General features: G+C 65.6%; 11 protein-coding genes. 3 read left to right on the forward strand and 8 right to left on the reverse strand.

Annotated features, from left to right (window positions below):
• The first annotated feature begins 178 nt into the window (after positions 1–178).
• Entirely contained in the window at positions 179–1546 is a 1368-nt protein-coding gene (locus tag CCK91_RS17100; RefSeq protein ID WP_133060034.1) for a hypothetical protein, read from the forward strand.
• Positions 1547–1622: 76 nt separating this feature from the next.
• Here CCK91_RS17100 and CCK91_RS17105 read toward each other — a convergent pair whose 3' ends face one another.
• The 8 genes from CCK91_RS17105 to CCK91_RS17140 form a co-directional block, all read right to left on the reverse strand.
• The gene (locus tag CCK91_RS17105; RefSeq protein ID WP_086475024.1) at positions 1623–2726 is read right to left on the reverse strand and encodes a glycosyltransferase; all 1104 of its coding nucleotides are present in this window, start codon (positions 2724–2726) and stop codon (positions 1623–1625) included.
• On the reverse strand, positions 2723–3619 hold the full coding sequence (locus CCK91_RS17110; protein WP_086475025.1) for a glycosyltransferase family 2 protein: 897 nt from the start codon (positions 3617–3619) through the stop codon (positions 2723–2725). Before CCK91_RS17110 ends, CCK91_RS17105 begins: the two co-directional genes overlap by 4 nt.
• Positions 3619–4569, reverse strand: coding sequence for a glycosyltransferase family 4 protein (locus CCK91_RS17115; RefSeq protein ID WP_086475026.1), 951 nt, complete (start codon positions 4567–4569; stop codon positions 3619–3621). The genes CCK91_RS17110 and CCK91_RS17115 overlap by 1 nt, the downstream gene beginning before the upstream one ends.
• Positions 4566–5711 (reverse strand): glycosyltransferase, encoded by a 1146-nt coding sequence (locus CCK91_RS17120; RefSeq protein ID WP_086475027.1) that lies wholly within the window; start codon positions 5709–5711, stop codon positions 4566–4568. The genes CCK91_RS17115 and CCK91_RS17120 overlap by 4 nt, the downstream gene beginning before the upstream one ends.
• Positions 5711–7219 carry a sugar transferase gene (locus CCK91_RS17125; RefSeq protein WP_086475131.1) on the reverse strand — a complete coding sequence of 503 codons (1509 nt, stop codon included), beginning with the start codon at positions 7217–7219 and terminating at the stop codon, positions 5711–5713. The genes CCK91_RS17120 and CCK91_RS17125 overlap by 1 nt, the downstream gene beginning before the upstream one ends.
• 178 nt (positions 7220–7397) lie before the next feature.
• Complete coding sequence (locus CCK91_RS17130) at positions 7398–8300, reverse strand: hypothetical protein (protein WP_086475028.1); 903 nt, start codon at positions 8298–8300, stop codon at positions 7398–7400.
• An 80-nt stretch (positions 8301–8380) separates the two neighbouring features.
• Complete coding sequence (locus CCK91_RS17135; RefSeq protein ID WP_086475029.1) at positions 8381–8980, reverse strand: arsenate reductase/protein-tyrosine-phosphatase family protein; 600 nt, start codon at positions 8978–8980, stop codon at positions 8381–8383.
• Positions 8977–10359, reverse strand: coding sequence for a polysaccharide biosynthesis tyrosine autokinase (locus CCK91_RS17140; protein WP_086475030.1), 1383 nt, complete (start codon positions 10357–10359; stop codon positions 8977–8979). The genes CCK91_RS17135 and CCK91_RS17140 overlap by 4 nt, the downstream gene beginning before the upstream one ends.
• 148 nt (positions 10360–10507) lie before the next feature.
• Between CCK91_RS17140 and CCK91_RS17145 the strand changes: the two genes are divergently transcribed.
• A complete protein-coding gene (locus CCK91_RS17145) occupies positions 10508–11257 on the forward strand; it encodes a CPBP family intramembrane glutamic endopeptidase (protein WP_086475031.1) in 750 nt (249 codons plus the stop codon).
• A gap of 185 nt (positions 11258–11442) precedes the next feature.
• Positions 11443–13167 carry a DUF4012 domain-containing protein gene (locus tag CCK91_RS17150; protein WP_165767082.1) on the forward strand — a complete coding sequence of 575 codons (1725 nt, stop codon included), beginning with the start codon at positions 11443–11445 and terminating at the stop codon, positions 13165–13167.
• The last annotated feature ends 79 nt before the right edge of the window (positions 13168–13246 follow it).

A 13246-nucleotide genomic window follows, 5' to 3' on the forward strand; every position in this document is an offset into this window, starting at 1 on the left:
ATGGCGTGATCTCAGCACTGTCCTGAGCATGATGGTGCGTCCCAGACTACCAACGGGGTACATCACTGAACATCGCATCACTCATCCGGAATGCCGGTCATTCTGCGGGGTGTCGCTCGTCCCATCGATATCGGAGAGAACTCCCGGGACCACTGGTCGGGTGAGACATACTGGACCAGTGAACAATCGCGGGGTGGTCTGGGGGATCGGCGGTGCTATCGCCACAGCGGTCCTGGTGCTCGCCTGCCTTCGTTTTCTCTCTCCAGTGATCTCCCTGCTGCTCCTCGGGGCTGGGCTGCTGATCGTGTGGGCACTCTTCAAACCGCTCCAAGCGGCGTGCGTGCTCGCCTTCTTGACGGCAGCGTTCCCGAAAGCCGGAATCAAGGTCGACGGATTCCCCTTCCCTGTGTTCTTGTTCGGGCTCATCCTCGCTGTCGGCCTCGCCACGATCGCACTCGGATGGAAGCGTCGCGCGCCGACGATGGACATCCTGCTGCTGATCTACCTGGTCTGGGTCCTGTGCCGGGTCGTCGCAGTCGGGCTCCCGGCCGGTTTCACACCTGCATTCCAGTTGCTCGCCTGGTCGGCGATCCCAGTCGTCCTCCTCGTCATCACGACTCACCTCAAGGGTGACGGGACGCCCATTCGAAAGAGCTTGGAGCGCGGATTCCTGGTTGCCTGCGTATATGCGCTGGTCCAGTTCGTCGGTGGAGTGGTCGAGACAGCGATTCCCGGCCTTTCCTACGCTCTGGGCGACGACATCCTGGAGAAGAACAACGTCATCTACTCGAGCACTGTCGCCGACTTCTCCAAGATCCCGTCGACCTACCAGAACGGCAACATCTTCGGGCTGGCGGCCGCAGTGTTCTTCTCAGCCGCACTGTTGCGGATCGCGAAGAAGCAATCCAGCGTTCAAGACGTCGTCGTCCTCCTGGGGGCGCTCGCGGCGATCGCGCTCTCTGGCTCCAGGACGGCCATCCTCGCGGCCGTGATCGTGACGCTTGTGGTGTTCCTGCGCGGAGGAAGCCTCAGCCGCAAACTCGCCATCTCTGCCGTGGCAGTGGGCGTCGTGATGACCGTGGTCACGATTCAGCCAGGCTTCATCGAGCGGTACTCGATCGACAACATCCTCGCATCAGGTGGTGCCGGCAGGAGCGATGTCTGGTCCATGGTGTTGTCGCAGCTGACACCGCTCGAGTACTTCTTCGGGATGGCGACCTGGCGAACTCCCGCGGAGGGGATCATCGGGATGATGATGCAGATCGGCATCTTCGGGATGATCCTGCTCGTCGCCATCATCGCGCGTTCCATCTCGCGCCGAAGCGGCATGTGGGTCGTGTGGTTGACGCTCGCTATTGGAGCGAGCATCGATTCCAGCTACATGCTGTTCCCGACCTGGTTCATCCCCGCAGCACTCGCGGCCGCAGCGGTGACGGCCCCGGCTCGTCCGGCGGAGAGTCAGCCCAAGATGGTTCTCCCGAAGTCAACGACCTGGACGAGAGCGACCGGCCCGTCTCGAACTGCGGCCGGAACGTCGTCGGTCTGAGACTCGGCTTGGAGCAACACCCTGCAAGCTCGATGTGAGTGACGACGGTCCGACACAACCGAGGCCGTTACGGCGATCAGATCGACGGGACGAACAACCATCGATCAGCGGCAAGTCGACCGTCGACCTGAGGGAGATCGTCTAGTACAGCCGAGCGCGGCCGCCGGGATTGGAGGGCGTCGACGACTGCGGCCGCTAGCGCGCTTCGCGGAGTGTGAGGTGCCAGCACCCGATGTCCGTGCTGCTCGAGCCAGCCAGCAATGCCGGTCTCCGAGCTGGCGACGATCTCAGTTCCGACGCTCAGACCCTCAACGATCGGCAGGCCGATCTGCTCTTTCCAGTTGGTGAAGGGTTGCGAAAGCAGGACGGCGACGTCCGCGTGGCGCTGCGCCTCGAAGATAATGTCACGGGTGGGGTCGATGACGACGGTCGTGCGCGGAGCGGTCTGCGCCCATTCGAGAACCTCAGCTTCAAGAGACCCCTTGCCGAGGATCTGCAGTTCGGCGTCCGGCGAAGCGGCCAACACGTCTGACCAGCTGTCCATGAGCTGGCGAATCCCCTTCCGCTCGTCGAGCGCACCCACGAACAGCACCTTCGATGCCGGCCCGTCGCTGTCGACGGTGAGAGCGGACGGGTGGGCTGTCGGCAGGCCCCAGATCAAGGTCGTCTCCGGTGGACGACGCTTCATCCGAGCGCCAAGGAGGGCTTCGTAGTTCGTCTCCGCGTCGGCGGTGCCGAAGACGACGCGAGTCAGTGACCGGTAGCAGAATCCAACCGTCAGACGGAGCAACGCTCGGGTCACGACGACTGGCAGATGTGTGCTTGCGGCGACCTTCCGCGGCAGGTCGGCGTTCTCGATCGCGTAGGTCACGAGCTGCGTTGGCTGCCGATGAAACACTCGGCCGATACGTGCCGCCGCCGAGAGAACCAGGTTTTGCGGCAGTGCGCTCGGAGCGTACGGTTCGACGATTTCCAACCTCGAGTAGGTGCCCTTGAGGACCAATGCCGCGATGTGCACGAAGGACGTCTGTTCGACCCGGACTCCTGCAGGAGCTCGCGTCATGTCGAAGTCGTACATCGGCTTCTGATAGAAGAAGTCGCCCGGGGCGCTGTCGTGCAGCCGCTCGAGGTGCGTCGTTCGCGCGCCGCGGTAATACCGGGCGGTGGGTTTCTGGGTCATCGGGGCCAAGCGTCCTTCGTCACACGTTCGAAAGCAGGCTGTTCCGTCTGGCGCAGACCGTCTTGATACGCCAGCCAGATGTCAGCACCGAAGCGGAATCGGCCTGCGGCGACGCGTTTGCCAACACGCAGCGTCGCGCGGATGACGGACGCCAGGAGGAAGTGCCGCTGACGCGCAGCGACACGGCCGAGTCCATACGCCGAGTAGAGCTGGACTCGGTCGCCGGCGATGCTGTGCGACGACGAGACCGCATGAGCGACGGTCGCGTCGGGTGCGATCGCAACCCCGAAACCCGCGGCGCGGGCGCGGTAGCCGAACTCCACGTCCTCCCAGTACATGAAGAAGGTCTCGTCCAGCAGGCCGATCGTCTCCAGAAGTCGTCGGGAGACCAGGACACACGCCCAGGTCACGAAGTCGGGGCTCGTCGACCCCGCCGTCTCGTCGATCCGCAATGGGAACCCGATGGCCGGGCCGAGCGCCTGGAGTGAGCCGTCCTCATTGAGAATCGCCGGGCCGACGATTCCCACACTCGCATCGCGTTCGAACTTCGCCAGCATCGCGGACAACGCCCCCTCGTGCAGCCGAGCATCGTTGTTGATGACGAGCGCGAAGTCTGCGCCAGCGTCGAGGGCGTAGCGCAAACCGACGTTGACTCCGGCGGAGAAACCGCCGTTCTCCGACCGTTCGAGCAAGACGTGATCCGGAGCGTCCGACGTGTCGAGCGCTTGCCGAAGCGTGCCGTCCGCCTCGTTGTCGACGATGACGATCTGGTTCAGGCCGCCGTCCTGTGCGAGCGAGGCGATGCACGCGCTCGTATTCGCGGCGTCGCGCCAGTTCAGGACGACCGCGGCAATCGACGGTTGGGGCGAGGAGACCGCTTCAGGACGATCCATCAACGCTCTCGCAACACGTTCGAGACGATCTCGGCCGTCCGGTCCCAGCTGTAGGTCGCCGCGAGCGCGTCCGCACGGGGTCGTTCGACAAGGGCGCGTTCCATCGAGTTTGCCCAGGCCAGGTCGTCGTGCGCGTCACCGACCGGGAACCCCTGTCCGCTCGAGATCTCGGCGATCGACTCGCAGCCCTCCCAGAAGATCACCGGGGTTCCGCAGGCGATACTCTCGACAGCCGGAAGCCCGAACCCTTCGACCAGTGACGGGAAGACTGTCGCGACTGCGCCGCGGTAGAGGTCGGCGAGCTCCGGGTCGGTCAGGTCACTCCACACTTCCACGCGATCTGCCACGCCGAGTTCGCCTGCACGACGCTCGGCGCCCTCACGATCGTTCATGACGACGACGAGCTTGGCGTCGGGAACGCGAGCCAAGGCACGGAACACCACATCGACGTTCTTGTGCGCCCGCAGGTTGCCGACGTAGAGGAAATATGGCTCGGAGACGTCAGTAACCGGGGTCTCGCCCGGGTGGAATGCCTCCGACAGCCCGTTGCCGGCGTTGACGACCTGGACGCGATCGTCGTCGACCCACTCCTCGATCGCGCGCTTCGACGTCTCCGACACGGTCAGCACCAGTCGGTTCCTGCGGATGATCGGGCGCAGGACAGCCGAATAGTGAGCGAGGTACACGGCACGACGGTTCGTCGTCGGATGCAGATGGATGAGGTCGTGCACCGTCACCACCTGTGGCGAGCGCGCGAGGAACCCGTTGTAGCCGGGGGAGTAGATCGTCTCGCCGCCGGGTGTCCGGCGCACGCGGAGGAAGTCCTGCGGGTCGGACGGCTTGCCGCTTACCTCGAGCGGCGACCAATCGATGCTCAACCGCGGGAGCACTTCGGACGCGTAACGACCGATGCCGTGGACGCCGCTCCACCTGGTGTCGGCAAGGATCATGAGGCGAGGGTCCGATCGGTTCCGTCAGTGCGGGCGGAATGACCGACCCAGCCGGTGAGCTTGGTGGCGAAGGCGGCGGAGCCGAACAGCGCGTTGACGCGCTCCTGCGCCGGAACCATGTCGACCAAGAGGGCGCGCTCGACCGCCTCGCGCAGCGTCGCGTCGTCGAGCGTATCGACGACGACACCGCCGTCGATGGCGAGCACGCTCTCGGACGCGCCACCTTCGGACAACACGAGCGCGGGCGTGCCGAGGGCCATCGCCTCGACGGGCATGATGCCGAAGTCCTCCACTGCTGCGAACACGAGGAGTGACGCCGCCTGGTAGAGCGCGAAGAGCAACTCGTCGCTCGGCCTCGACATGATGATGACCGGCACCGTCGCGGCGTCTGCCAGTGCTTGCAGTTCGGCATGCTGCGGCCCGGCGCCCGCGAGCACGACCGGCAGACCGGCGAGTTCACCGGCGCGGATTGCGACGTCGAGTCGCTTGTAGTCGACGAAGCGGGAGGCGCCGAGGACGAACTCTGACGGCAGCGTCGAGAACAGGTAAGCGTCCTCGGCGCTCAGGCGGTCAGCCCAGGACGGCACGCTCTGGAGGTACTCGACGCGGACCGGCGGATGGATGACCTCGGCCTCGACGTCCCACGAGCGTTCCATCCGCTGGCGGATGTAGTCGCTGTTGGCGGCGAACGTCGCGCCGTCCTGCGCGCGCTTGCGGTCGACTCGACGGAGTGCGGGCGCGAGTGCGCGGGCAGCGAGGCTGCCGCCGCGGACGTCCAGCTCGGGGGCCCAGAGGTATCGAGCAGGCGTGTGGACGTAGACGAACCGCTGCGGGCCGTCCGCTCCCTGCCGTCCGCCGGCGTGGTGCGCGAACGCGTGCGAGCTGATGAGGACGAAGTCGGCGGCGGAGACGTCGGTCCTCGCCCACGTGGTCGGCATGAACGGCAGCGCGGCTGCCTTGCTCTTGCGGAGTGGTGTGCGGGCGATCCAGGATTCACTCACGGAATGGCCGGGGAAGCGATCGGGCGCGTTGCTCCACAGGCAGTGGATGTCGGCGTCGGGATAGGCGGCGGCCATCGCATCGACGACGTTTTCAGAACCACCGTGCCGCTCGATCCACTCGTGGATGATGAGCCCCGGCATCAGTGGGCTTCCTTGCCCGGAGCCACGACGGCCCGGATCGTGCGCCAGAGGATGATGACGTCGCCGGTCAACGACCAGTTCTCGACGTAGTACAGATCCAATCGGATCGCGTCCTCCCAGCTGAGTGCTGAGCGCCCGCTGACCTGCCAGAGTCCGGTCATGCCGGGCTGCACGATGAGGCGACGCTTCGCCGCGGAGTCGTAGAGCGCGACCTCGCCCTCACGCTGTGGGCGCGGACCGACCAGGCTCATATCACCGCGGAAGACGTTGATGAGCTGGGGGAACTCGTCGAGTGAGAACTTCCGCAGGGTGGCACCGACACGGGTGAGGCGCGGGTCGTTCTGCACCTTGAACAGCGGGCGATCGCTCGTGCCCTGCTGGGCAAGCAACGTGGCCAGCTCGGCGTCGGCGTTCACTCGCATGGAGCGGAACTTCAGCATGTTGAACGGCTCACCGTTCAGGCCGATGCGCTCCTGGCGGTACAGGACCGGTCCCGGACTGGTGAACTTCACCAGGAGGGCGACCACCAGCAGGATGGGCGAGGCGACGAGCAGGATGAGGCCGGAACCGAGGATGTCGAAAGCGCGCTTGGAGAAGCGCTTGCGACCCTCGTAGCGCGGTGTCTCCACATGGATGAGCGGTAGACCCGCCACCGGCCGGGTGTGGATGCGTGGGCCACCGACGTCGGTCAGGCTCGGGGCTACGATGAGGTGCTGACGTCCTGGTTCGAGGCTCCAGCTCAGCTCTCGGACGCGCACCGGGGTGAGCTCGTCGGAGCTTGTGATGATGATCGTGTCAGCGCCAGTGACCGAGATCGCCTCGAGCACGGTGTCCACCGTTCCGGACACGGGGATGCCCGTGTCACCGAGCGTTCCACCGACCTTGCCCGTCGGGACGCAGGCGCCGACCACTCGGTAACCGGCGTCCGTGTTGCGGGTGAGTTCTTTGGCGATGTGTTCGGCCGAGTCAGCCGATCCCACGAGGAGGACCAGTGACGCGTACCGACCGTGCGCACGTTGAACCGACAGCCACTGGCGCCACATCCACCGTGAAAGCAGCAGAACGAGGATCCCGAGGGGGAAGGCCAGCAGGAAGTATCCGCGCGCGAGATCGAGTTTCACGAGGAAGGCGATGATCGCGATGATGCCGAAGAGGCGGATGCTCGCGTCGGCGATGAGCCGGTACTCCGCGTTCCCACTCCCGACCACTCGGTACTCCCGAGTGCCGAAGATGCGAAGCGTCACGAGCCAGGCGACGATGAGGGTGATCGAGATGACGGTGTAGTTCACGACAACGCGTGTCATGTCGAAACCGACCGAGGTCGTCTCCTGATCGAAGTCGAACCAGAACAGCTGGGTGCCGAAGACGATCCAGATGAGGACGATCGCATCGGTGACAGCGAGACGACGTGCGTAGACCCGTCGCCAATCGCGCGCGACAGTGCGAGTTGGGTCGGGGGGAGTGCTCGCAGGCGTCGTTGGCAGCGGCACGGAAGGCTGCGACAGCATGCGGTCTCCGTGGTGGAACACGTAAGTACTACGGGTGACGAGGGAAGAGCTTTGTCGTTCGATACGCGGATGTATCCATCCTGTTGCTGAGGATAGCGGTCGACGTACCCGACATCTGTCCTCCTTTTAGCGATTGACCCCCAGTCGGGGTCAATCGGCAACAAGTGTAGGGAAAACCCTATCCCCAGGTGACGCCCCCGTCTGCCGAGCGGTACAGCTGGTCGCCGACCCAGAGCCACGCGCCCTGGCCAGCGATCGTGAGTGCAGCGGGCGCTGAGGCGTCGGCTCCGTCGATGCAGCCGACGAGCGGGGCGCTCGCGAACGCTGCGGGGACCCCATTGATCGCCAGCGCGCCCAGGCCGTTGCACCCGGGGACACCGCGGGCTACGAACATGAGGCGGTCGCCCTCGGTGGCAAGCGCGTGCACGCCGGCGTACGGGGTGGTGTTCCACGATCCGGTGGTCGGGTCCCATTCCGCCATGACGGCCGCACAAGCGGTCACGGTCCTGTCGGTCGTCGCACTCATGACGTCGACGGCTGGGCAGGGAAGCCCGACTCCCTGGCCCGACACGACGATGGCCGCGTCATCAGGGGTCGGGTAACTGATCTCGCCGGGCAGAGCGGCATCCGGTGCCCAGGAGTCACCGGCATCTGAAGAGGAGAAGCCTCCGACCGCACAGGCTTCGCCGGTTGCACCGATGATCTCGATCTCCCCATCGTCGCCGGTCGTGAGAGCGAGCACCTGACGGAGGTCGAATGCGCTCGTCGCCAGCGGTGTCCAGGTCTCCCCGGCGTCGACGCTCCGCTCGACGACTGCGGGCGTCGATGAGCAGGCGCCCGCAGTGGCACGCCAGAGGGTCTGGCCGTCCACCGTGGTGATGAAGCGCTTGCCGTCCGCTGCGGCGTCGCCCGTCGGCTCCGCCGATGCGCCAGGCGCGGGTTCCGGCTCAGGCGTCGTGTTGAAGGTGACGAGTGGCCGCGGTGTGCGGTCAGCTGTCGGTGCACGGTTCGCCGTGAGGGCGAGCCCAACGAGGATCACATCGACGATGAGGAACAGCACCAGACCGATGATGACCAGCACTCGCTGGCTGGAACTCAGGGAATCGCGCCACCGCGACCGGACGTTCGCCGATCGGAATGTGGAGCGTCCGCGCTTCGTGCTCACCGCCGATCGCCCGACTGCGCCAAGTGCTTCGCGATGATGTCGATGAACTCATTGATCTGCGCACCGACTCGCTCGTACGTTTCCGAGCTGCGACGGTACGGGTCTTCGATGTCGTCGTCGTCAGGGTTCACCGGAGGTGGCACCAGGCCGCGTTCGGCCGCGACCGACGCGACGAGCTCCCGGAGATCGGCGGCTGGTTCAGTCTCCGCGATCAAGCGAGCGAACTGCGGGACGGTGAATGTCACTCGCGAGGCACGGGGGAGGAGACGGGCGACATCGCTCCGGTGCTCTCGCGTCGCCGTGAGGATGAGATCCGCTTCCGCGACGATGTCCCGGTCGAGCTGCCGCGCGACGTGGTTGCTCGGATCTCCGCCGAAACGACGTGACTGCTCGACGACCTCCGGCGGCATGGTCAGCTCAGGTTGCATCCCCGTGCCTGCACTCGACACGCGGATGAGGTGGCCACCCGCGGTGACGCCGGCACCATCGAGCCGTACCTTGAGGAGCTGGGCACCAAGCGCCGACCGGCAGATGTTCCCGGTGCAGACGAAGAGCACCGAGAACGGACGGGTGACCGCCATCGTGGCTTCGGTCACGCCTTCACGTCCTCGGCGTAGCCGTAGCCGGCGCCGTAACCGTAGCGCGCGTATCCGTAGGCGTCCGGGCCCTTCGTCGGGACCATCGTCATGACGAGACCGGCAACCGAGGCGTTCACGTGGACGAGCGCCTCGAGCGCACCCTTCAGTTGGTTCTTGTGGGTCCGACCGGCAGCGACGACGACCAATGCGCCGCCAGTGTGGCGAGCCAGCAGGGCGCCATCCGTGACGGGCAGGAGCGGCGGAGCATCGATGAGCACGTAGTCGAACTGCTTCTCGAGACCGGAGATGAGCTTCTGCATAACGCTCGAGCCGAGGAGCTCGCTCGGGTTCGGCGGGATCGCGCCGGCAGGGAGGATGGTGAGCGCACCGCGACCCCATGGCTGCATGGTGTCCTCCAGCGTCGCGCGACGGATGAGGACGTCGCTGAGGCCGACGGCCCCTTCAATGTCGAAATAGGTCGCGAGCTTGGGTCGACGGAGGTCGGCGTCGATGATGATGACGCGGTGGCCGGCGTCCGACAGGGCAATCGCGAGGTTCGCCGCCGTCGTGCTCTTGCCCTCGCTCTGGATCGATGAGGTGACGACGTAGCTGCGCGGTTGATCGCTGACGTCGAGGAACTGGAGGTTCGTTCGGAGGCTGCGGAACGATTCGGCGCGCGGGCTCTTCGGATCGGCTTGGACGATCAGGGGGCGCTGCTTCGCCTTCGGATCGAACGCGATGCCGCCCATGATCGGGATCTCGGTGAGACCCTCGATGTCGCGTTCGTTCCGGATGCGGGTGTCGAGCGTTTCACGCAGGACCGCGAAGGCGATGCCGAGAGCGAGGCCGACGAGGACACCGAGGGCGAGATTGAGTGGCACGTTCGGGCTGCCCGGCGTCGTCGGCACGTTCGCCTCTTGCACACGGGTCAGTTTCACCGGGCTGGTCGCACCGTCGTCGGTGCTCTCGATCTTCGCGACGACACCGGTCAAGCTCTCGGCGGTGGTGTTCGCGAGCTCGGCGGCGAGAACGGGGTCCTCACTCGTCGCAGTGATCTGGATGATCGTGGTGTCGGGCGTGGCCACGGCGGACACTTGCCCACCGAGCTGACCGGCGGTGATGTTGAGTTCGAGCGCCGCGATGACCGGCTGGAGCACGATCGGTGTGCTCACGAGGTTGACGTACGTCTTGACCCGCTGCTGCGAGTAGGTGTTCCCCTGCGTGAGGTCCGACACGTTGTCACTCGACTGTGTCGACACGAACACCTTCGCGGACGAGCTGTATTCGGGCGTTTTCGCAAGAGAGTAGGCAGCGGCTGCGGCAACGCCGACGAGCACGAGCGCAACGATGAGCACCCAGTACTTGCGAAGGACACGGAGATAGTCGGTGAGCTCCACGCGGTGGCTTCCGTTCGATGAGGAGAGCGGTTCACCCTGATGCCAAGGCGTGCCCCGAACAGGGCGTTGGGAGCCATGCTGCCATAAACCGACGCCTGTTCCCGAGCGACCACGTCATGAGCGTGACCGATTGCCGTAGTTTGCTCTCGTGACGATCCCAGGTGAGACCACTCCGCGCGATGAGCAGCAGGCGGCTCGGGCGCGCCTCGTCGTCGCGACGATCGGATTCGCAGCGACCGTGGTGATCGCGCTGGGATTCCCGGGCGGTGTCCGGATCGTCGGGCCGTTCTCCCCGCTCGGCGGATATCTGCTCGTGTGGCTTCCACTCGTGCTGACCCTCGTCATCGTCCTGCTCGTCCCCAGCCTGCGCCCGATGGCTCCGTCCGCCGTCCGGTGGAGCATCCGCCCTATCGACCTTCTCTGGGGTGCGGCTGCCGGCCTCCTCCTACGGATCATCGTGAGCTCGCTCGAGGTGCTCTCCTATGGCGGACTCCCGGCTACCGCCGGGAACGCTGTGCCTCTCGCGACCGCGGACGAGGTGGTGTACGTCATCGTCGCGCTGCTTTCAGTGGTCCTCATCGCGCCGGTCATCGAGGAGTCCTTCTTCCGTGGACTCGTCCTCCCGTCGATCATCGGAATACTCCGCGGCGGGCGATGGATCGCGGTCGTGATCAGTGCGTTGCTCTTCGCCGTCTTGCACCTCCTCGCCGTCGCCACCGTCGCACAGGCGATCGTCGTCGGGGTCGGGACCCTCCTCGTCGGACTGGGCGCGGGAAGCCTCGCGGTGCTGACCGGTCGGCTGGGCCCCGCGATCGTGACGCACGTCGTGTTCAATGGGTCGATCCTCGCGCTCGGTCTGTCCGCCGTAACCGGCGGCACCGGCGTCGTGATTGAATAACCCCCATGCCGGCACCCGAATCCGACAATCGTCGTTCGCCTTCTTCAGGCCCACCGAGAACCTCCTCCCGGGGGTCCGGAAGCCGGCGAGCTACGAGCGCGCGCTCCCGCGCTCGACGACGGGAGAACGCTGACCCCGAGCGGCTGCGTGCTCGACGCCGGAGGACCGCGCTCATCGTCTCCGGTGTGCTCGTCCTGTTGTTGGCGGTCGTTGCATGGATCGGTGTCCGTGCGTTCCTCGCCAAGGGGGAGCTGGAAGCGGCGGTGCCTTTGGCCCAGCAGGTCCGCGAGCAAGTGCTCGGCGGAGACGCAGCTGCTGCAGGAAAGACCGCTCGTGAGCTCGCATCCCACGCCCGCGAGGCCGCTGCGCTGACGAGCGACCCGATCTGGCGCGCCGCCGAGATCGTGCCGTGGGTCGGGCCGAACCTCGCAGCAGTTCGGAACCTGGCGGGTGCCACCGATGAGGTCGCGGTCGGAGCGATCGCTCCGCTGGTGAACCTCTCCGGATCCCTTCGCCCCGACCTGTTCAAGCCTGTTGACGGTGCGGTGCCGCTACAGCCGATGATCGATGCTCAGCAGGACGTCCGCTCAGCCGACGATGCTCTTGAGGGCGCGGCCAAACGCGTCCGAGGGATTGACCAGACCAGCCTCATCAGCCAGGTGTCCTCGGCGGTCGACCAGCTCGGACCGGTCCTCACGGAGACCGCTGACACGGTCGATGCGGCACGCCGCGCGATCGACCTGCTGCCGACGATGCTCGGCGCGGACGGTCCACGCAACTACCTGATCATGTTCCAGAACCCGGCCGAGCCGCGCGCGAGCGGCGGTAACCCTGGTGCTCTGGCCTTGATCGGCACGGACGGGGGCCGCATCTCGCTCCTGCAGCAGGCGACCTCAGGTGATTTTCCGCGGTTCCCGGAGCCGGTTCTGCCGCTGTCGACGGAGACCGCCGGCATCTACGGCAACATCACCGGCCGTTTCATCCAGGACGTCACGCTGACACCCCGGTTCGACGTGTCCGCCGAGCTTGCATCGGAGATGTGGTTCCAACGGTTCGGTACCCGCGTCGATGGCGTCCTCAGTATCGACCCGGTCGCCCTGGGATACCTGCTCGCGGCGACGGGGCCGATCGACCTTCCCTCGGGTGATCAGCTCACGACCGAGAACGCCGCAGATCTGCTGCTGAACCAGGTGTACCAGCGCTACCCCGCCGGTGCCGAGCAGGATGCCTTCTTTGCAGCAGCGTCGGCTGCGGTCTTCGACCGCATCTCGACTGGTAACTTCGACGCCACGAAGCTGGTGGCGGCACTCGCCAAGTCTGGCGACGAACGACGTGTTCTGGTGTGGAGCGCTGCTGAAGCGGAGCAGGTGCTCTTGGCCGGAACCACGTTGACCGACATGCTCCCGACCGAGGAGCAGCAGGCCGACGCGTTCGGCGTCTACATCAACGACTCCACCGGTAGCAAGATGGGGTACTACCTCGACGTGGAGACGCAGAGTGGCATAGCACAGTGCGGTGCCGCAGGACAGGTCTTGGGTTTGCGTCTGAAGATTACGAACACGGCTCCGGCTGACGCAGCCAGCTCGCTGAGTGACTACATCACCGGCGCTGGCATCTACGGGGTCACGCCAGGCAACTTCAACTTCAAGGTCGCGGTCTACTCGCCTCCAGGTTCCTACACCGAGGGAGTTCAGCGTGATGGCGCTGATCTCTCGGTGCAGCCGGGGCTCGACGGTGATTTCCCGGTCTCACAATTCAGGCTCGAGTTGGCTCCAGGTGAGAGCACGACGATCGACGTGGGGGTTTCGACGTCCGGCGTGTCGAAGCAGCCTTTTGTCGTCTCGACCCCGAAACTTCATCTTTCCGAAACACAACAGCTGGTGCCTACCTGCAAATTTGCCGTACAGTAATGCGTGTTGTCGGATTTGAGCCGTTTTCGGGGGGTATCAGAGTCGGCTCAATATTCTTCGTCACGACGCCGCTGGTTGT

It is taken from the genome of Plantibacter elymi (nom. nud.), assembly GCF_900177795.1.
Taxonomy (GTDB): Bacteria; Actinomycetota; Actinomycetes; order Actinomycetales; family Microbacteriaceae; genus Plantibacter; species Plantibacter elymi.